We start from the raw sequence: 18,138 nt of genomic DNA, 5'->3' as shown, positions 1-18,138 counted from the left end.
GTCAGGCCCCCTGTCCCAGCAGCGGCAGCCGGCGGCGCTTGGCCTCTTCCAGCTCGGCGATCTGCTTGGCGCGCTGCGGCCCGAGCTTGCTGTTCTGGACCTTGTCGTGCAGCTTGAGGATCGCGTCCAGCAGCATCTCCGGCCGCGGCGGGCAGCCGGGCAGGTAGATGTCCACCGGGACGATGTGGTCCACGCCCTGCACGATCGCGTAGTTGTTGAACATGCCGCCGGACGAGGCGCACACGCCCATCGCGATGACCCACTTCGGCTCGGTCATCTGGTCGTAGATCTGCCGCAGCACCGGCGCCATCTTCTGGCTCACCCGGCCCGCGACGATCATCAGGTCGGCCTGGCGCGGCGTCGCCGAGGCGCGCTCCATCCCCCACCGGGAGAAGTCGTGCCGGGGGTCGCCCGTCGCCATCATCTCGATCGCGCAGCACGCGAGGCCGAACGTCGCCGGCCACATCGAACTGCTGCGCGCCCACCCCGCGACCTGCTCGACCGTGGTCAGCAGGAAGCCGCTGGGGAGTTTCTCCTCTAGACCCATGTCAGTCCCACTCCAGACCGCCGCGCCGCCAGATGTAGGCGTACGCCACGAGGACGGTGACGATGAAAAGAACCATCTCGACAAGGCCGAAGAGCCCCATCCGGTCGAACGCGACCGCCCAGGGGTAAAGGAAGATGATCTCAATGTCGAAGACGATGAACAGCATCGCCGTCAGGTAGTACTTGATCGGGAAGCGCCCGCCGCCGACCGGCTGCGGGGTCGGCTCGATACCGCACTCGTAGGCGTCCAGGCGGGCGCGGTTCCAGCGCTTGGGCCCCGTGAGCGCGGCCATCGCCACCGAGCCGGCGGCGAAGGCGAAGGCGAGCACCCCCAGCACGATGATCGGAATATAGAGATCCATATCTCTACAGCCTCTCCTCGGGACGTACGACGTTGTACGGGACGGGCCGCCTGCGACCCGCCACCCTAGCCAAGGTGATCAATAGCGCTCCCCTCAGGGGGTCGGGTACTGCACTTTAGTCCGCTCACCTGCGGAAGCCTGAATTCCACGCGCGCGTTCATGCCGCCGGCGCCACCTTCTGCATCGCGTTGATGACGCGGTCCATCGCGTCCCCTCCCTTGGGGTCGGTGAGGTTCGCGAGGAGCTTCAGCGTGAAGCGCATCAGCGTCGGGTGCGGCAGGCCGTGCGCGGTCAGGAACTTCATGACCCGCGGGTCGCCGATCGCCTGGACGAACACGCGGGCGAGGGTGAAGTAGCCGCCGTGGTCGTCCTTGAGGATGCGCGGGTACTCGTAGAGGGTCCGCTCGCGCTGCGCGGGGGTGCGGCGGGCGAGCGCCTGGACCATGATGTCGGCGGCCAGCCGGCCGGACTCCAGGGCGTAGTCGATGCCCTCGCCGTTGAACGGGTTGATCATGCCGCCGGCGTCGCCGACGAGCAGCATCCCGCGGGTGTAGTGCGGCTGCCGGTTGAAGCCCATCGGCAGCGCCGCGCCGCGGATCTTGGAGGTCGCGTGCTCCTCGTCGAACTGCCAGTCCTCCGGCATCTGCGCGCACCAGCTCTTGAGCATGCCGCGGTAGTCGACGCTCTGGAACGCCTTGCTGGTGTTGAGCAGGCCGAGGCCGACGTTGGAGGTGCCGTCGCCGACGCCGAACACCCAGCCGTAGCCGGGCAGGAGGCGCTGGCCGTCCCACAGCTCCAGCCACGCCTCCATGTAGTCGTCGTCGTGGCGGGGGGTCTGGAAGTAGCGGCGGACCGCGACGCCCATGGGCCGGTCCTCGCGGCGCCGCAGCCCCATGGCGAGCGACAGCCGGGTCGAGTTGCCGTCGGCGGCGACGACCAGGGGCGCGTGGAACTCCAGCTCCTCGCCCTCGTACTCGGCGGTGACCCCGGTGATGCGGTCGGTGCGCTCGTCGACGATCGGGCCCGTCACGTTGCAGCCCTGCAGGAGCTGAGCGCCGGCCTTGGCGGCGTGCTCGGCGAGGAGCTGGTCGAGGTCGGTGCGCTTGCGGACGAGGCCGAAGTCGGGGAAGGACGCGAGCTCGGGCCAGGGCAGCTCGACCTTGACGCCGCCGCCGTAGATGCGCAGGCCCTTGTTGCGTCCCCAGCCGGGGTCGTTGATGTCGACGCCCATGCCGATGAGCGCCCGGACGGCCCGCGGGGTGAGGCCGTCGCCGCAGATCTTGTCGCGCGGGAAGGTGGCCTTCTCCAGCAGGAAGACGTCCAGGCCGGCCTGCGCGAGCCAATAGGCGGTCGACGATCCGGCGGGGCCCGCCCCGACGACGATGACATCCGCGTGTCGGGTGGAGTCGGTCACGATGGTCCTCTTCGCTCGTTCGCTTGTGAAGTACTTCACAAGGATCCGGTGGGGAGTCTATTCCTTTATCACGACTGGTGGGTACTTCTGGGCCGGTCCAAGTTTGGACCGGTCCGAACCACCGGCCGCGGTCTGTCAAGCAGGCTTGACGGACGGGTTGACGGCATGGTGCAGGGCCACCACGCCGAACGTGAGGTCGCGCCAGCGCACCTCGCCCCATCCCGCGTCCTGGATGAGCCGTGCCAGCCCCGCCTGGTCGGGCCAGGCGAGCGTCGACTCGGCAAGGTAGCGGTAGGAGTCGGGGTTGGAGCTGACCCGCGCCAGCAGCGGCAGCCCGTAGCGCAGGTGCGCCTTGTGGCCGAGCGCCAGCAGCGCGTTCGGGGGGTGGCTCACCTCGCAGATCACCAGCCGCCCGCCGGGCCTGGCGACCCGGCGCAGCTCGCGCAGCGCCAGCCCGGTGTCGGCGACGTTGCGGAGCCCGAAGGAGATCGTGACGGCGTCGAAGGAGCCGTCCGCGAAGGGCAGCCGCAGCGCGTCGCCGGCCACGAACCGCAGGCCCGTGACGTTCGCCTGGCGGCGCACCCCGACGCGCAGCATGCCGAGCGAGAAGTCGCACGCGACCGTGTCGGCCCCGGCCTCGGCGAACGGGACGGACGAGGTCCCCGTGCCGGCCGCGAGGTCGAGGACACGCTCACCCGGCCGCGCCTCCAGCGCCCGGACGACCTCCCGCCGCCACCGCCGGTCCTGGCCGCCGGTCATCAGCGAGTTCATCAGGTCGTACCGCTCGGCGGTGCCGTCGAACATCGCCGCCACGTCGGCGGGCTGCTTGTCGAGTGAAGCGCGGGTCATGACCCCAGCCTAGGCCGCGCAAGGCCCTGCACGCGGGGGCGGGGGGCACTCCGCGACGGTCATTCCGCGCGGCCCCACTCGGTCACTCCGCGCGGCCGCACTCGGTCACTCCGCGCGGCCGCGCGGGGCGTCCTCCTTGGCGACCGACTTCTCGAACTTCTCGCGCTGCGAGCGCACGCCCCGCGTGACGACGGCGGACATCCGGTCGCGCTGCGCGGACAGCAGGACGTAGCTGACGACGCCGCTGATCAGCAGCGCCAGCAGCAGGAGCAGGAACCCGCGGGCCCCGAACAGCGCGAGCACCCCCGCGGTGACCGCGAAGATCGCGGCCCGGGCCAGGGTGTAGAGGATGACGGAACGCATGGCCCTTCGAGGTTATCCCCGGTCCTGACCGTCCTCCCCCCGGGGTGGGCCCAGCACGTCCAGGAACAGGGCAGGGTCGACATTGCCGCCGGACAGGATCGACACGAAGGTGCGGCCTTCGGGCAGTTCCGCGCGGTGGTAGAGGAAGGCGGCGGTGGCGACGGCGCCCCCCGGCTCGGCGACGAGGCGGGTCTCGCGGGCGAGGCGGCGCATCGCCTGCCGGATCTCGTCCTCGGTGACCGTGATGACGCCGTCCACGTGGGCGCGCATGTGCGCGTACGGCAGGTCGCCGACCCGCTGGACGCGCAGCGCGTCGGCGACGGTGCGGCCGGTCTCCTCCGCCGCCCACTCGACCGGACGCCCCGCCGCCATCGAGTCGCGGGCGTCCGCGGCGAGCTCCGGCTCGACGCCGACGATCCTCGCCTCCGGGCGCAGCGCCCTGACCGCGGCGGACACGCCGGAGATCAGGCCGCCGCCGCCGACCGGGACGAGCACCACGTCCACGTCCGGGCGATCCTGGACGATCTCCAGCCCGACGGTGCCCTGACCGGCGATGATCCGCGCGTCGTCGTAGGGCGGGACCAGGGTGAAGCCGTGCGCGGCGGCGAGCTTGCCCGCGGTCTCGGCGCGGGCCCGGGAGGTCGGCTCGACGTAGACGACCTCGGCGCCGAGCGCGATGCACGCGTCGACCTTCACGCCCGGGGTGGTGTGCGGCATGACCAGCACGGCCCTGGTGCCGAGCGCGCGGGGCCGCGTAGGCGACGGCCTGCGCGTGGTTGCCGCTGGAGTGCGTGACGACGCCGCGCTCGCGCTCCTGCGGGTCGAGGGAGGAGATGGCGGAGTAGGCGCCGCGCAGCTTGAAGGCGCCGATCGGCTGCAGCGACTCGGCCTTCACCAGCAGCGCGGGCGCGCCGGAGGCGGACGGGGCGGGGTCGCGGGAGAACGGGACGAGCGGCGTCCGGACGGCGACGCCCGCGATGCGCTCGGCGGCCCGTTCGATCTCCGGCAGCGATACGAGGTCGGACATGCCCGGAGACTACTTCTCCGGGGTGGCCGGAGGGGCCTCGGCGGCGTGACATGGCAGGTCAGCGGGGGTCAGGGTGATCACTGTGACCCATGCCGGAATCACCGTCCGTGATCGCCGCTGTTCGGGGCACTACGGTCGGTGATCTTTTCCGAAAACAAGGGAGAAATCGGTCTTGACCCGCCACACTGTTAAACAGTCCACCCGCGCCGAAGGCGGGACAAAGGGGGAGAGAAAACGTGGAAAGCACGAGCGAGCGCCTGCTGACTCCAGGAGAGGTCGCCGCCCTCTTCCGGGTCGACCCGAAGACGGTCACCCGGTGGGCCGCCGCGGGCCGGATCAGCAGCATCCGCACTCCGGGAGGCCACCGGCGCTTCCGCGAGTCCGAGGTGCACGCGCTGCTGCGCGGCGAGGAGCCCGTCGCCGAGCACTCGGCCCACTGACCCGGGCCACCCGCCCCGGTCCTGAGCCGCCCGGACCGCCCGCCGAAACAGTCTTTGGCCGAAGGCAGTCCTCGCCGGGCGGCCGGGGCGCTCCCCGCCCCGCCCCCCGCTCACCATTCGGCAATCAGTCTTCGGCGCCGCCCGCCTTCCATTCCTCGAAACGGCGGAGCAGGTCCGCGTCCTCGTCCCGCCAGCGGCGCCGCCGCTCCGCCAGCTCCTCCTCGGTGAGCGACTCGCCCAGCAACCGGTCGTAGTCGGGATCGTCCGGGCCGATCTCGACGTAGGCGTCCGCGATGATCCGTCCCTCGCTCGCCTCGGGCCCGGGCTCGCCGCCGTCGGCGAGGACGCTGTGGGGGACCCGGAGCGTGCCGTCGGGAAGCCGGATCACGTACATCGTCGATCACCTTCGCCGTCTGTCGTCGCGCGGCCTGTCACTTCGGTGTCCTAGATCCCGTACCTGCGGTTGAAGAAGAGCATGACCTCGAGGGCCGTGCGGATGTTGCCGGCGAGCATATCCACCAGGGCCGGGCGCTGCCGGGAAGAGATCGCGGCGAACGCGTCGGCGAAGAACTCGCGGCGCCCGAGCGCGTTCGGCTGCTTGTGGAACTCGCTCGCCAGGTACGGCAGGCACTCCTCGTAGAGCTGCCGGAAGGCGGGGCTGTCGGAGGTCCACTCGCCGTCGCCGCCGTCGATGTCGTCGAGCGCGTGCCCGACCTCGTGCAGCATCACGTCCGGCGTCGGGGACGGCCGGTCCCCCACGACGATCTTGCGGTCGCCGTAGGCGCCGGCGCAGATGTCCCAGGTGGCGCGGCCCGACGGCAGCGGCCGGTCGCGCAGGTGGCCCATGTCGTCGAGCTGGGGGACGCCGCCGGGGCCGACGTAGATGCCGTCGAGACCGCCCGCCAGCTTCTCCTTCAGCGGCTCCGGCAGCGACGCCAGGCTCTCCACAGCCCCGATCACGGCGTCCGGCGGCGGCCCCTCCCGGACGTCCCACTGCCGGTGCAGGACGGCCTCCAGCACGCCGCAGTCGCGGCGGCCGTCGGCGGCGTGCGGCGTGCCCGGCGGGTGGGGCTCCACGCGCGGCCGGTCGTCCTCCAGCTCGAAGTCGCTCCAGGAGTAGTCGCCGGCGCGCGGCCGGCCGAGCCCCCGCCGCCCGAGCCGGCCCGTCATCCCGCGCAGGCCGCCCGCCGTGTCGACGGGGCCGGTCTCCGGGCGTTCGGGCCCGAGCGCGTAGTCGTCGTCGCGGCCCGCCTTGCGGAACCGGCCGAACCGGTCGCGCGGCTGGTTGCTGCGCGGCCGCACCTGCCCCCGAGTCGGGCGGGGACGGCGCGTAGGGGATCTCGTCGCCGGCCGCGTCCGCGCGGAACCGCCCGCCGCGGAACGTCTCCCGGGGCTTGCGGTGGACGCCTTTGAAGCGCATCGGGCTCCTCTGTCAGCCGGACCCGCGGGGGTGTCGAGCGGCGTCCGCCGCCAGACCGGGTCCCTGAGGAAGGGTAAGCCGGAAGCCGACTCTCCGTCATCCCATGGAGTCACGCGACGCGCGGCGGCGCGGCGCGCGTCAGGCGTAAGAGTGCAGGCCGGAGAACATGTAGTTCACGCCGAAGAAGTTGAACAGCAGCGCCGCGAACGCGACCAGCGAGAGGATCGCGGCCTTGCGGCCCTTCCACCCGGCGGTGGCGCGGGCGTGCAGGTAGGCGGCGTAGATGATCCAGGTCACGAAGGACCAGATCTCCTTGGGGTCCCAGCCCCAGTAGCGGCCCCATGCCTGGTCGGCCCAGATGGCGCCCATGATGATCGCGGCCGTCCAGATCGGGAAGGCGAACATCGTGACCCGCATCGAGAGGCGGTCCAGGGCCTCCACCGACGGGACGCGCGACAGCACGCCGCCCGCCGCGACGCCGCCGCGCGACTCGGCCCGCTCCTTCAGCAGGTACAGGATCGTCGCGGCGCCCGCGACGGTGAACGCGCCGGTCGCGATGATCGCGGCGGTCACGTGGATGGCGATCCAGTAGGAGTTCAGCGCCGGGCTGACCGGGCCCACCGAGTCGTACAGCCAGATGTTGGCGACGCCGAGGGCGACGACCGCGGCGGCCATGACGAACGCGCCGAGGAACCGCGCCTTGTAGCGGAACATGACGACCATGAACGCGGTGACGGCGGCGAACGAGATGGCGGTGAGGAACTCGTACATGTTCCCCCACGGCCACCGGTTCGCGGCGAGCCCGCGGGTGATGAGCACCCCGAGCTGCGCGCCCCAGCCGAGCACGTTCAGCAGGACGGCGAGCCGGATCCAGTCGACCCGGGAGCGCTCGGACCCCTCGCCCGCGGCCCCGGCGGAGCCCGCAGCACCGGCCGGGTCCGAGGTGTCGGCCGCGGACTCGGCCCCGGCGGCGCCCACCAGCACCTTCGCCCCGCTCTTCAGTTCGGCCTCGGCGGCCGGGACGGCCTCCACCGCGCGGCGGCGGCCGAAGCCCATGTCGGCGGCGTAGGCCACCAGCGCGATGATGTACATCACGACGGTGGTCAGCATGAGCTTGTCGCTCAGGTTCGCGAGGTCGGCGTTGCTCACCTCGTCACTCCTTCGATTCGGTCGCCGCACCCGGGGGGCCGTCGGCGGAGGGGGTCTCGCCGGGCTCGGATGCGGGCCCGTCCTGCGGACCGCGCAGCGCGGTCACGATGTCGTCGAACTCCGAGGTCGGGTTCCCCAGCGTGAGACCGCCGACCTCCACCACCGTACGCCCGCCCTCTCCGGCGCTCGCACGGACCCACACCCTGCGCCGGCGGACCATGAACGAGGTCGCCACGCCGAGCACCGCGAGGACGGCGGCGATCAGCGCGGGGATGCGCCCGGGGTCGCGGTTGACCGACAGGCTCGTCCACTCCTTGAGCCCGTCGAAGGTGACCGTGCCGGCGTCGCCGGGCAGCTTGAAGGACTCCCCGGGCTCCAGCAGCTTCTGCCCGCCCTTGATCGGCTGGATCGTCCGGCCGATGCCCTCCAGCTTGTAGACCGACTGGGGGCTGCCGGAGTCCAGGCCGAGGTCGCCCTTGAAGGCGGTGATCGTGACGACCGGGCGCAGCGGCGCGGGGAACGCCGAGACGATCTGCTTGCCGTCCTCGCTCGCCACCGCGGTCGGCCACAGGATGGCGTAGAAGGCGAGCTGGTCGGGTTCGGCGTCGGGGACCTTGATGACGCCCTCGGACGTCAGGTTCCGCGGCTCCATCTCCAGGAACGGCACCGAGTCCTGGAAGGCGACGTTCCCCTTGGCGTCCCGGACGGTGAACACCGGCGCGTACCCGTGCCCCAGCAGGTACACCTTCGCGCCGCCGACCTTGAGCGGATGGTTGATCCGCAGGTCGTAGGGCTTGGCCCGGGCGTCCGGGCTCGACCGGTAGTGGATCTTGGCGTTGAACGCGGTGGCCTGGCCCCGCTTGGCGCCCTTGGCCTCGTACTCGGCCTTGAAGTCGTCCAGCGTGATCGTGAAGGGGGCGAGCTCGCCGCCGCTGAACGCGCGGCCGGGCTGGAACTGGTCGTAGAGCCCGAGCGAGTTGGCGAACGACTTGCCCTCGGTCAGCAGGACGTTGCCCCGGTAGCCGAAAAGGTTGCCGAGGCCGAGCGCGAACAGCAGCGCCAGCAGCGCGAGGTGGAAGAGCAGGTTGCCCGTCTCGCCCAGGTAGCCCTTCTCTGCGGACGCCGCCCCGCCGGCCACGTCCACGCGGAAGCGGCGGGAGCGCAGCGCCGTGCGGGCCTCGGCGATGACGTCCTCCGGGGAGGCGTCGGTCTCGTACGTCGCCGACCGGGGCAGCCTCGCCAGGTTGCGGGGGGCCGCCGGAGGGCGCGCCCGCATCGACCTGTAGTGCTTGCCGGCGCGCGGGATCACGCAGCCGGCGAGCGAGACGAACAGCAGCAGGTAGATGGCCGCGAACCAGGGGGCCGCGAACACGTCGAACATGGAGAACCGGTCGAGCCAGGGCCCGAGCGTCTCGTGCTCGTCCAGATAGGCGGCGACCTTCTCGGGCGCTTGGCCCCGCTGCGGCAGGATCGAGCCCGGCACCGCGCCGAGCGCCACCAGGAACAGCAGGATCAGCGCGGTCCGCATGGTGGTGAGCTGCCGCCAGCCCCACCGCAGCCAGCCGAACGGGCCGATGCCGGAGGGGCGCGGCACCTCCGCCGGCGCCTGCCGCGCGGCGGGCGCCTCGGTGCCGGTCTCGCCCTCGGCCCGGTCCTCGGTGTGGTCCGTGCCGGCGTGGTCGGTGTTGGTGTCAGTCATCTCAAATCACCGGTTCGAAGCCGCTGATCCACGACCTCAGCTCGATCGTCAGGTCACCCCACAGGCCGCTCACGAGCAGCACCCCGATGAGGACGAGCATCCCCCCGCCGATCCGCATGACCAGGGGGTAGTGGCGCTTCACGGCGCCGAACGCGCCGAGTGCCCTACGGTAGGCGATCGCGGTGGCCACGAACGGCAGCCCGAGTCCCGCGCAGTACGCCAGCGACAGCAGCGCGCCCCGCCCGGCGCTGGCCTCGGTGATCGCCAGGCCCTGCACCGCGCCGAGGGTCGGCCCGATGCACGGCGTCCAGCCCAGTCCGAACAGGACGCCGAGGAGCGGCGCCCCGGCGAGCCCGGCCGCCGGGAGGCGCCCCGACTTGACCGTCCGCTGGAGCCCGGGGACCAGGCCCATGAACGCGAGGCCGAACACGATCGTGATGACGCCGAGGACGCGGGTGATCGTGTCCTGGTACTCCAGCAGCCACCGTCCGAGCCCGCCGAAGACCGCGCCGTAGCTGACGAAGACGACGCTGAAGCCGCCGACGAACAGCAGGACCCCGGCGAGCAGCCGCCCCCGCCGCTGCTCGGCGAGGTCGGCGCCGGTCATGCCCGTGACGTAGGACAGGTAGCCCGGCACGAGCGGCAGCACGCACGGCGAGGCGAACGAGACGAGCCCGGCGAGGGCCGCCAGCGGCGCCGCCGCCACCAACGACCCGCTCACGACCGTCTCGCCGAGGGAGCTCACTTCTCCGCGAGGACCTTGCCGACCAGGGGGTCCAGCTTGGTGTACGTGGTCGCGCCGATGATGCGGGCGGCGACGCGGCCCTGCCGGTCCAGGACGAGCGTGCTCGGGATCGCGCTCGGCGGGACCTCCCGGAACGCCAGCGTGACCCGGCCGTCGGCGTCGAAGAGGCTGGGGTAGGTGACCTTGAACTTGCGCTCGAACGCCTGCGCGTTGGGCTTGGAGTCCTTGAAGTTGACGCCGAGGAACTCCACCCCCTGCGCCTTCTTCCCGTCGTAGACGTGCTGGAGGGACGGCGCCTCGCCCCGGCAGGGCGCGCACCACGACGCCCAGAAGTTGACGACGACGACCTTGCCCCTGAGGTCGGCCAGCTTGACGGACCCGCCGTCGAGGCGCTCCCCGGTGACGTCCGCGAGGCTCTTGCGCTGCGCGGCCTTGTACTCGGTCACGTTGCCGTCGCCGGAGATGAAGCGGTTGTCGCCGCCGTCGGGCCCGCCGTCGGCGGCGCCGGTGCCGGCGCAGCCCGCGAGCAGGCCGCAGAGCGCGACGGCGGCCGCGGCGCGGAAAGGCGCGCGCGAAGGCGCGATGCGGCGGGGGTTCACGTGGCCCCTCCTCGGTACGACGATGCGTTCGGTCCAGGCGCGGAGTACTACAGGATGTAGTACAAACTTAGCGGTGCGGTCAGGCGCCCGCGACACTGGGGCCCTGCGCGATCCCGGCGGCGGGCTCGCAGTAGGCGACCTCCACCAGCCGGCTGCCCTCGAACGTCAGGCTCGTGAGGCTGGCGAGCGAGCACTCCCGGCGCGCCGGGTGGTGCCAGAGCCGGCGGCGCTCGGCGTGCAGCCGCAGGATCCAGATCGGCAGCTGGTGGCTGACGCAGACGGCCTCGTGGCCGCGCGCCGTCTCCCTGGCCCGGATGACGACGGCGCGCATCCGGGCGGCGAGCAGCTTGTACGGCTCGCCCCAGGACGGCCGGAACGGATTGACGAGGTGGCGCCAGTGCTCGGGGCGGCGCAGCGAGCCGGTCCCCACCCCGAACGTGAGCCCCTCGAAGTGGTTGCCGGCCTCGATCAGGCGGTCGTCCACGGTGACGGGCAGGCCGAGGGAGTCGGCCAGCGGCGCGGCCGTCTCCAGCGCCCGCTGCATCGGCGAGGAGAACAGCGCGGTGACGTCCCTGTCGGCGAACCACCGGGAGGCGGCCTTCGCCATGAGGACGCCGTCCTCGCTGAGGCGGTAACCGGGCAGCCGTCCGTAGAGGACGCCCTCGGGGTTGTGCACCTCGCCGTGCCGCAGGAGGTGAACGATCGTCGTGTCAGTCATGGCGTCGTCAGATTACCCGCGCCGCCACCTCCTCCCCGCCACCGGCCGGGATGGCGGCGCGCAGGGCCGTCACGGCGGCGCGGATCGCGGGGCGGCGGGCCGCCTCCTCGCGCCAGACGGCGTAGACACGGCGCGACAGAGGGGCCGAGAGCGGGACGATCGCGACACCCGGCGGGACGTCGCAGCGGCCGAGGCGGGGCAGGATGATGTTGCCGAGCCCGGCGGCGACCAGCGAGAGCTGGGTGGCGAACTCGTAGGCCTGGTGGTCGATCCTGGGTTCGCTGTCGATGGCGCGCAGCGTGCGCAGCAGCCAGTCGCAGCAGATGCTGTCGGACGAGGAGCTGATCCACGGGTCCCCGGCGAGCTCCTTGAGGTCGATCGTGTCGCGCCCGGCCAGGTCGTGGCCCGCGGGCAGCGCCACGTCCGCGACGTCTTCGCAGATGACGCCCTTGTGCAGGCCCTCGGTCAGCGGGAGCGGCTCGTTGTTCCAGTCCTGGACGACGGCCATGTCGAAGTCCCCGCGCAGCACGAGCGGCATGCTGCGCATGGGGTCCTCCTCACGGAGCAGGACGCGCAGGTCGGGGTGGTCGGCGCGCAGGGAGCGCAGCGCGGCGGGCATCAGCCCGCGGATCGCGGTCGGGAACGAGGCGACGGTGAGCTGGCCGACGACGGAGCCGCGGTGCGCCTCCAGGTCGGCCTGCGCCTGCTCGACGAGCGACAGGATCCGCTCGGCGTGCGCGACGAGCAGCTCGGCGGCGTCGGTGAGGCGGACGCCGCGGCCGTTGCGCTCCAGGAGCTTCTGCCCCGTCTCGCGCTCCAGCTTCGCGAGCTGCTGGGACACGGCGGACGTGGTGACGTGCAGGACGTCCGCGGCGGCGCTGACCGAGCCGTACGTCGCGACCGAATGCAGGGCGCGCAGCCGTTCCAGATCAAGCATGAAGCAATACTAAAACGAGGTGTCAAGAAGTTCTCGCTTGTCCTAAAGCGACTGTTTCCTCACGATCGAGGCATGACATCGCGCCACGTCCTGCTGGCCACCCTGATCGCCGCGCTGTGGGGCTTCAACTTCGTGCCGATCAAGGTGGCCCTGGACGACTTCCCGCCGCTGCTGATGGCCGCGCTGCGGTTCACGGCCGCCGCGGTGCCCGCGGTCTTCCTCGTCCGCCGCCCTCCGGTCGCCGCGCGCTGGCTCGTCCTGGTCGGCGTCCCGCTCGGCGTGGGGCAGTTCGGCCTGCTGTTCATCGGCATGAGCATGGGCATGCCCGCCGGCCTGGCGTCGGTCGTGCTCCAGGTGCAGGCGGTCTTCACCGCGCTGTTCGCCGGCCTGCTGCTCGGCGAGCGCGTCGGGAGCCGCCAGATCGCCGGGATGGTCGTCGCGTTCGCCGGGATCACGCTGCTCGGCGTGGCGCAGGGCGAGGGCGGAAGCCCGGTGGCGGCGTTCCTGGTCTGCCTCGGCGGCGCGGCCGCCTGGGGGCTGGCGAACGTCGCGATGCGGGCGATGAGCCGGTCCACCGAGGAGCCGGTCGACGGGTTCGCGTTCATGGTGTGGATGTCGCTCGTGCCGCCGCTCCCCCTGCTCGCCCTGTCGCTGATCTTCGAAGGGCCCGGGGCCGTGCCGGAGGCGGCGCGCCACCTCACGCTCGCCGGGGCGGCCTCGCTGGCGTTCATCGCCTACGTCGCCACGCTGTTCTGCTTCGGCGGATGGGCCTGGCTGATCCGCCGGTACGAGGTCGGCACGGTCGCCATGTACTCGCTGCTCGTCCCGCCGTTCGGGCTCGTCTCGGCGGCCCTGCTGCTCGGCGAGCACGTGGACGCGGTCCGGCTCGCCGGCGCCGCACTGATCATCGCGGGGGTCGCCGCCGGCAGCGTCCGGCCGCGCTCCCGCGTCCGAGGCCTTCCCGTAGAGCCGGCACCCGCCGCGCCGGCCGCCCCGACGAGGTGAGATGCATGCACGGAATCCACGCGGCGCTCGTCACGCCCTTCACCGGCTCCGGCGAGGTGGACGCCAAGTCCCTCGAACGCCTTGCCCGCCACTGCCTGGAGAACGGCGCGGACGGCCTGGTCGCGCTCGGCACCACCGGCGAGGCCCCGCTGCTGAGCGCCGCCGAGCAGCGGACGGTCCTGGAGGTGTGCCGGGCCGTCTCGATCGAGTACGGGACGCCGCTGACGGTGGGCGCCGGGACGATGGGCACCGAGGACTCGATCCGCCAGGCCCGCGAACGCGCCCCGCTCGCCGACGCGCTGCTGGTCGTCGTCCCGTACTACCTGCGTCCGTCGGAAGAGGGCGTCGTCGACCACTTCGCCGCCGTCGGCGCGGCCGTGGACGTCCCGCTGATCCCGTACAACGTCCCCTACCGGACGGCGAGGCCCCTGTCCGCCGACGCGCTCCTGGCGATCCTCGCGCTCGACTGCGTCGCCGGCATGAAGCACTGCGCGGGCGCCATCGACCAGGACACCCTCGCCCTGCTGAGGTCCAACCCCGGCAAGGCGATCCTGTCCGGGGACGACGCCTACATCTATCCCATGCTCCAGCTCGGCGCCGCGGGCGGCGTCGCCGCGTGCGCGTGCCTCGCCCCCGCCGCCTACGCCGCCATGGCGCGAGCCGCACGGGAGGGGAACGCGGCGCGGGGGCTGACGTTCCACAACGCCTTGCTGCCGATGACGGAGGCCCTGTTCGGCGAGCCGTCCCCTGCCGTCCTCAAGGCGTGCCTGGCCGACGAGGGGCTGATCGACGACCCCGCGGTGCGCGCTCCCCTGCACGCACCGCACCTCGAATCGGTCGTCGCCGCCTTGAAGGCGTTCCGCGCCCTGCCGTTCTAGGACGCTGCCGTTCTAGGCCGCCACCGCTCGGGCGGCGGCGCGGGCGGCGTGCGGGAGGGCCTCCAGGACGCGTCCCAGAGCCTCGTCGTCGTGCGCGGACGACAGGAACCACACCTCGTACGCCGAGGGCGGCAGGTAGACGCCGCGCTCCAGCGCGGCGTGGAAGAAGGCCGCGTACGCCTTGGGGTCCTGCCGCTGCGCCGCGGCGAAGTCGCCCACCGCGCCGTCGGTGAAGAAGATCGAGAACAGGTTGCCCGCGTTCTGCAGCGAGTGCGGGACGCCCTCGCGCTCCAGCGCCTCGGAGGCGGCCTTCGACACGATCTGCGCCGAGCGGTCGATCGCGGCGTACACCTCGTCCGTGGCGGCGTTCAGGGTGGCGAGCCCGGCGGCGGTGGCCAGCGGGTTCCCCGACAGGGTCCCGGCCTGGTAGACGGGCCCGGCGGGGGCGAGGTGGTCCATGACGTCGGCGCGCCCGCCGAACGCGGCGGCGGGCAGCCCGCCGCCCATCACCTTGCCGAAGGTCATCAGGTCGCCCGCCACGCCCTCGATCCCGAACCATCCGGACCGCGACGCCCGGAAGCCGGTGAGCACCTCGTCGATCACCAGCAGCGCGCCGTACCGCTCGCACAGCCGCTTGAGCAGCGCGTTGAACCCGGCCAGCGGGGGGACCACGCCCATGTTGCACGGCACCGCCTCGGTGATCACGCAGGCGATGTCGTTGCCGTGGTCGTGGAAGGCCGTCTCCACGGCGGCGACGTCGTTGTAGGGGAGGATCAGCGTGTCGGCGGTGGTCGCGCCGGTCACGCCCGGCGTGTCTGGGAGCCCGAACGTGGCGACGCCGGAGCCCGCCGCGGCGAGCAGCGAGTCCACGTGCCCGTGGTAGCAGCCCGCGAACTTCATGATCTTGGTGCGGCCGGTGAACCCGCGGGCCAGCCGGATCGCCGACATCGTCGCCTCGGTCCCGGAGTTGACCAGGCGGACCTTCGCCGCCGGCGTCCGGGACACGATCTCCTCGGCGAGTTCCACCTCGCCCTGGGTCGGCGCGCCGTAGGACGTGCCGCGTCCGGCGGCGTCCCGCACGGCCTCCACGACGGCCGGATGCGCGTGCCCGAGGATCATCGGTCCCCACGAACACACCAGATCGACATAGGTGTTGCCGTCGGCGTCGGTAAGGTACGGACCACGCCCGGACGCCATGAAACGGGGCGTTCCGCCAACGGCACCGAAGGCCCGCACCGGGGAGTTGACGCCACCTGGGACAACGGCGGCGGAACGGTCGAACAACTGCCGGGAGCGATCGAAGTCAGTCACGGTTGCAGTCTCTCAGTTGCAGTTCGGCGACTTGCCTTGACCCGGTGGCGTATGGGCCGATATTCCACCAAGTACGACATCGGAGGGATGGCTTTCACCGTGGTCAACGGCTGGACGGTGCCGGGCTTCACCCATGAACGCGAACTGGGCGGCGGAGCCTCGGGCCGGGTGGTGCTGGCGGTCGACGACATGACCGGCACGCGGGTCGCGATCAGATACCTCGACACGGCGCTCGGCGCCGACGAGGCGTTTCTCGCGCGCTACCGCGTGGCGGCACGGGACCTGTCCCAGCTGGAAGACCCCAACGTGGTCGACCTGTACGACTTCGTGGAGGCCGCCGACGGCGCCGCGATCGTGACGCAGCACGTCGAGGGCGTGAGCCTGCGGCGGATGCTCGCCGCGCAGGGCCCGAGCGGCCCGCTCGCCGCCCTGTCGATGCTGGGAGGGACGCTCCTCGGCCTCGCCGCGGCGCACGACCACGACATCGTCCACGGCTCCATGCGGCCGGCGAACGTCCTGGTCGACGCCGAGGGCAACGCCCGGCTCACCGACTTCGCGACGGCGCCCGAGGGCACCGAGGCGCAGCACGGCCCGCCCTACGCGGCGCCCGAGCTGTGGGACGGCGCGCCCGCCACGGTCGCGACCGACCTGTACGCCGCCACCGCGATCTTCTACGAGTGCCTCACCGGGCGGCCCCCGTACGCGGGCCGCAACATGGCGCGGCAGCACCGCGAGGCGCCGATCCCCGCCGAGGAGGTCCCGGGGCCGCTGCGCGACCTGATCCACCAGGGTCTGGCCAAGGATCCGGAGAAGCGCCCGAAGTCCGCCGCCGACTTCCTCGGCGCGCTGGAGGACGCGGCCGTCTCCGCCTACGGGCCGTCCTGGGAGGCGCAGGGCCGCGGCCGCCTCACCGAGCTCGCCGCGCAGGCCGCGCAGCAGCCCGAGCCGCCGAAGCCGAGGCCGAAGCCGAGGCCGTCCCGCAGCAGCGGCCGCAGCCCGGTCGTCGCCGGCCCGGAGGGCGGCCGCCGGTCCCGGACGCGCTGGGTGGTCGCCGCCGTCGCCGTCGTGCTCGTCGCCGCCGGGGCGGGCGCGGCGGTCCTGCTCAAGGGCGGCACGCTGGGCGGTGACAAGGAGCCTCCCGAGCCGACGCCCGCGCAGAGCAGCAGCCCGCAGCCGACGCTGCCCGTCGGCGGCGTCGACCCCGCACCTCTCGTCGCCCGCATCGACCAGGCCGTCGCCAGGACGCCCGGCGCCGCGTTCAGCTACCGCCAGACCGGCTGCTGCGGCTTCCCCGTCAGCGGCCAGGGGACGATCGGGCTGGTGCAGGGCGGGACTCCGTCCTACACCCTGACGCTGGCCGGGACGGGCGCCGCCCGCAAGCCGGTCCGCGCCGTCATCGTCCAGGACCGGCTGTACGTCCGCGCCGGCAAGAAGTGGCGGCAGTCGCCGCTCGGCGGCCGCGGCTACCCCGCCGCCGGCGACCAGGTGCGCCAGGGTGGCTCGGTCGCGAACCTGACGGCGCTGCTGCGGTCGGCGACGAAGCTCGGCAAGTCTGGAGCGGTCTACGAGGGTGAGGCGCCCGCCGCGAAATTGGCGCAGGCGCCCGGCGTGGGCCCGCTGTACGCGCAGATGTCACAGGCGACGGGCGCGCAGCAGATCGAGTTCGCCGTCAAGCTCGACGCCGCCTACCGTCCCGTGAAGTTCTGGGTGCGCGCCGGGCCCGAGAAGGGCCGCAACCAGATGCAGCGCGGCTCCTACAGCGGCTGGGGCCGCAAGGCCCCCATCAAGGCGCCCCGCTGAGGTCGCCGCGGTCCCCGCGCGAGCCGCGGGGACCGCGGTGAGCCGCATGCGTGGCCAGGGCCTGTCGCCTCGGCCACGCGCGAACGCGTGACCTGCCCGGGTGCGGCGAAGCCGGAGGCGAGCCGCACCCGGCAGATCGCGAAGCGATGCCGCGTTCTCCCAGACCCGGTCACGTAGCGAGCCGCCAGGCGAGCGAAGTGGGCGGGGACTATGAAACAGCGTCCTCACAGGCGTCCGAGAGGACCTCCAGGAGACGCAGCGGGTCGGGCAGCGGGCCGCGGGACGGCGGGCGCAGCCAGGCCGCCTCGCGGCCGTTCGGCAGGACGGACGGCGGCGCGACGACGTAGCTGTCGCGGCAGTGCCACCGCATCCCCGGCGTCTCCGCGACGTCCTCCGGGGAGCAGTCGAGCTGGCAGGACCACCACTCGTCCTCGTCGACGGGCGCGCCGCGCGTGGCGACGAAGAACAGGTGCCGTTCGCCCCCGAAAGACGCGACCGGACCGACGGGGATGTCGTCCCGTTCGATCCGGTCGAGGGCGATGGTCCCGGCCGCGGCCGGTACGTCGAACACGTCGAACACCCGGCCCGTCGGAAGGATGATGTTGGCCTGCGGCCGCTCGTCCCACCAGCGTTTGATCGCGCCCGCGTCGACGCTCGCCTGGTGCGCCCAGGCGGCCGACACCGGATGCGCGCCCGGGTCGGGACAGCCGATCCGGTCGCACGAACACGCCCGGTCGCCGCCCGCCGGGGGGTGGGCTCCGGGATAGCAGGGCCACCCCAGATCGGCGTACTCCCGGGCCGCCGCGGCCATCCGGTCGCGCGCCGCCCGCTGCCGTCTGCTCCCCGAGACCGCCAGCATCTCCGCCCCCCAATACC

21 protein-coding genes and 1 pseudogene are annotated in these 18,138 nt (G+C 72.7%); 5 read left to right on the top strand and 17 right to left on the bottom strand.

Translation table 11 applies throughout. From position 1 onward, the window contains the following. Position 1: 1 nt before the first annotated feature. From BJY14_RS24795 to BJY14_RS47795, 7 genes and pseudogenes are all read right to left on the bottom strand, one after another. Positions 2 to 547 carry a NuoB/complex I 20 kDa subunit family protein gene (locus BJY14_RS24795; RefSeq protein ID WP_179845817.1) on the bottom strand — a complete coding sequence of 182 codons (546 nt, stop codon included), beginning with the start codon at positions 545 to 547 and terminating at the stop codon, positions 2 to 4. 1 nt (position 548) lies between these two features. After that, a complete protein-coding gene (locus BJY14_RS24790) occupies positions 549 to 908 on the bottom strand; it encodes an NADH-quinone oxidoreductase subunit A (protein WP_141580369.1) in 360 nt (119 codons plus the stop codon). A gap of 157 nt (positions 909 to 1,065) precedes the next feature. Beyond that, positions 1,066 to 2,322, bottom strand: a complete 1,257-nt coding sequence (locus tag BJY14_RS24785) for a geranylgeranyl reductase family protein (RefSeq protein ID WP_179845816.1) — start codon at positions 2,320 to 2,322, stop codon at positions 1,066 to 1,068. Between the two features lie 135 nt (positions 2,323 to 2,457). Further along, positions 2,458 to 3,171, bottom strand: a complete 714-nt coding sequence (locus BJY14_RS24780; protein ID WP_179845815.1) for a demethylmenaquinone methyltransferase — start codon at positions 3,169 to 3,171, stop codon at positions 2,458 to 2,460. A 105-nt stretch (positions 3,172 to 3,276) separates the two neighbouring features. Then, positions 3,277 to 3,534: a DUF4229 domain-containing protein gene (locus BJY14_RS24775; RefSeq protein WP_179845814.1), complete on the bottom strand. Its 258-nt coding sequence runs from the start codon at positions 3,532 to 3,534 to the stop codon at positions 3,277 to 3,279. A gap of 12 nt (positions 3,535 to 3,546) precedes the next feature. Beyond that, positions 3,547 to 4,251 carry a threonine ammonia-lyase gene (locus BJY14_RS24770; protein ID WP_312879391.1) on the bottom strand — a complete coding sequence of 235 codons (705 nt, stop codon included), beginning with the start codon at positions 4,249 to 4,251 and terminating at the stop codon, positions 3,547 to 3,549. Positions 4,252 to 4,339: 88 nt separating this feature from the next. Next, a pseudogene (locus BJY14_RS47795) lies at positions 4,340 to 4,435 on the bottom strand (threonine/serine dehydratase); the annotation flags it as partial. Here BJY14_RS47795 and BJY14_RS47790 point away from each other — a divergent pair. Beyond that, positions 4,392 to 4,610: a hypothetical protein gene (locus tag BJY14_RS47790; protein WP_376770015.1), complete on the top strand. Its 219-nt coding sequence runs from the start codon at positions 4,392 to 4,394 to the stop codon at positions 4,608 to 4,610. The pseudogene BJY14_RS47795 and the gene BJY14_RS47790 overlap by 44 nt on opposite strands. 187 nt (positions 4,611 to 4,797) lie before the next feature. Next, positions 4,798 to 5,001, top strand: coding sequence for a BldC family transcriptional regulator (locus BJY14_RS24765; RefSeq protein ID WP_141580358.1), 204 nt, complete (start codon positions 4,798 to 4,800; stop codon positions 4,999 to 5,001). A gap of 124 nt (positions 5,002 to 5,125) precedes the next feature. On the opposite strand, the gene BJY14_RS24760 is transcribed toward BJY14_RS24765, so the two are convergent. From BJY14_RS24760 to BJY14_RS24725, 8 genes are all read right to left on the bottom strand, one after another. Further along, positions 5,126 to 5,395 carry a hypothetical protein gene (locus BJY14_RS24760; RefSeq protein WP_179845813.1) on the bottom strand — a complete coding sequence of 90 codons (270 nt, stop codon included), beginning with the start codon at positions 5,393 to 5,395 and terminating at the stop codon, positions 5,126 to 5,128. Between the two features lie 50 nt (positions 5,396 to 5,445). Further along, a complete protein-coding gene (locus BJY14_RS24755) occupies positions 5,446 to 6,303 on the bottom strand; it encodes a hypothetical protein (RefSeq protein ID WP_312879390.1) in 858 nt (285 codons plus the stop codon). 256 nt (positions 6,304 to 6,559) lie between these two features. Then, a complete protein-coding gene (gene ccsB, locus BJY14_RS24750) occupies positions 6,560 to 7,570 on the bottom strand; it encodes a c-type cytochrome biogenesis protein CcsB (RefSeq protein WP_179845812.1) in 1,011 nt (336 codons plus the stop codon). A 4-nt stretch (positions 7,571 to 7,574) separates the two neighbouring features. Further along, a complete protein-coding gene (gene resB, locus BJY14_RS24745) occupies positions 7,575 to 9,269 on the bottom strand; it encodes a cytochrome c biogenesis protein ResB (protein WP_179845811.1) in 1,695 nt (564 codons plus the stop codon). A gap of 1 nt (position 9,270) precedes the next feature. Beyond that, entirely contained in the window at positions 9,271 to 9,990 is a 720-nt protein-coding gene (locus tag BJY14_RS24740; RefSeq protein ID WP_258944561.1) for a cytochrome c biogenesis CcdA family protein, read from the bottom strand. Positions 9,991 to 10,010: 20 nt separating this feature from the next. Beyond that, on the bottom strand, positions 10,011 to 10,613 hold the full coding sequence (locus BJY14_RS24735; protein ID WP_312879389.1) for a redoxin domain-containing protein: 603 nt from the start codon (positions 10,611 to 10,613) through the stop codon (positions 10,011 to 10,013). 79 nt (positions 10,614 to 10,692) lie between these two features. Continuing rightward, the gene (locus tag BJY14_RS24730; protein ID WP_179845809.1) at positions 10,693 to 11,331 is read right to left on the bottom strand and encodes a histidine phosphatase family protein; all 639 of its coding nucleotides are present in this window, start codon (positions 11,329 to 11,331) and stop codon (positions 10,693 to 10,695) included. 7 nt (positions 11,332 to 11,338) lie between these two features. Then, positions 11,339 to 12,268, bottom strand: coding sequence for a LysR family transcriptional regulator (locus tag BJY14_RS24725; RefSeq protein WP_179845808.1), 930 nt, complete (start codon positions 12,266 to 12,268; stop codon positions 11,339 to 11,341). Between the two features lie 72 nt (positions 12,269 to 12,340). Here BJY14_RS24725 and BJY14_RS24720 point away from each other — a divergent pair, with 72 nt between their 5' ends. Continuing rightward, complete coding sequence (locus BJY14_RS24720; protein ID WP_179845807.1) at positions 12,341 to 13,273, top strand: EamA family transporter; 933 nt, start codon at positions 12,341 to 12,343, stop codon at positions 13,271 to 13,273. A 5-nt stretch (positions 13,274 to 13,278) separates the two neighbouring features. Continuing rightward, positions 13,279 to 14,151 (top strand): dihydrodipicolinate synthase family protein, encoded by an 873-nt coding sequence (locus BJY14_RS24715; RefSeq protein ID WP_179845806.1) that lies wholly within the window; start codon positions 13,279 to 13,281, stop codon positions 14,149 to 14,151. Positions 14,152 to 14,163: 12 nt separating this feature from the next. Here the strand turns inward: BJY14_RS24715 and hemL are convergent, their stop codons facing one another. Continuing rightward, a complete protein-coding gene (gene hemL / locus BJY14_RS24710; RefSeq protein WP_179845805.1) occupies positions 14,164 to 15,462 on the bottom strand; it encodes a glutamate-1-semialdehyde 2,1-aminomutase in 1,299 nt (432 codons plus the stop codon). 87 nt (positions 15,463 to 15,549) lie between these two features. Between hemL and BJY14_RS24705 the strand changes: the two genes are divergently transcribed. After that, positions 15,550 to 17,262 (top strand): serine/threonine-protein kinase, encoded by a 1,713-nt coding sequence (locus BJY14_RS24705; RefSeq protein WP_179845804.1) that lies wholly within the window; start codon positions 15,550 to 15,552, stop codon positions 17,260 to 17,262. Positions 17,263 to 17,470: 208 nt separating this feature from the next. Here BJY14_RS24705 and BJY14_RS24700 read toward each other — a convergent pair whose 3' ends face one another. Continuing rightward, positions 17,471 to 18,121, bottom strand: coding sequence for a bifunctional DNA primase/polymerase (locus BJY14_RS24700; RefSeq protein ID WP_179845803.1), 651 nt, complete (start codon positions 18,119 to 18,121; stop codon positions 17,471 to 17,473). Between the last annotated feature and the right edge of the window lie 17 nt (positions 18,122 to 18,138).

Source organism: Actinomadura luteofluorescens, from assembly GCF_013409365.1.
Lineage (GTDB): Bacteria > Actinomycetota > Actinomycetes > Streptosporangiales > Streptosporangiaceae > Spirillospora > Spirillospora luteofluorescens.
Note: the sequence above shows the minus strand (reverse complement) of the source record. Positions and strands in the feature narration are given on the sequence as shown.